The organism is Pseudomonas sp. SB113, assembly GCF_040754745.1.
Lineage (GTDB): Bacteria > Pseudomonadota > Gammaproteobacteria > Pseudomonadales > Pseudomonadaceae > Aquipseudomonas > Aquipseudomonas grimontii.
Map to the genome: position 1 here is coordinate 1 of NZ_JBFMHW010000134.1, position 473 is coordinate 473.

Consider the following 473-nt stretch of genomic DNA (forward strand, 5'->3'; position numbering starts at 1 on the left):
GTTCAGGCCGCGATCCGGCAGTTCGCCAAGCACCTGTCGTGCCTGCTCGTTCGTGATACCGCCGTTCTTCTGAAACCAGTCCCACGTCCCGCTCTTGGCGAGCGACAAGTCCTCTAACCGGCGCACTATAGCCTCTCGTGCCAGTCCAAAATCATGCGCGAGAAGAATGATGTGGCGGCGCGTGAGGTGCGATTGTCCCGCCGTGATTTCTGCAAAACGCTGCCGCACAGCCCGCGCAGGCGCTAGAAATGAAGGGGCAAAGAACCCGGCGTATCGTTCCTCGCGGGACGAAAATTTCTCATTCTCAGTCAAAACCTCCGGCTGGCGGCGCGCCGAGATGAAGTGAGCCAATTCGTGAATACCGGTTTGCCGGAAACGCTCAGGCGGATGGCTCGCATTTAGGAGAATGCAGGCACCGACCGCATCGTCATAGGCAAACAACCCCGCAACCTTCCCGTCGAGCCGTCGCACAT

General features: G+C 59.2%; 1 protein-coding gene. It reads right to left on the minus strand.

Going from position 1 to position 473, the window contains the following annotated elements; genetic code table 11:
• On the minus strand, window positions 1-441 hold a 441-nt coding region (locus tag AB1462_RS31830), incomplete at its 3' end, for an ImmA/IrrE family metallo-endopeptidase (RefSeq protein ID WP_367249068.1).
• Between the last annotated feature and the right edge of the window lie 32 nt (window positions 442-473).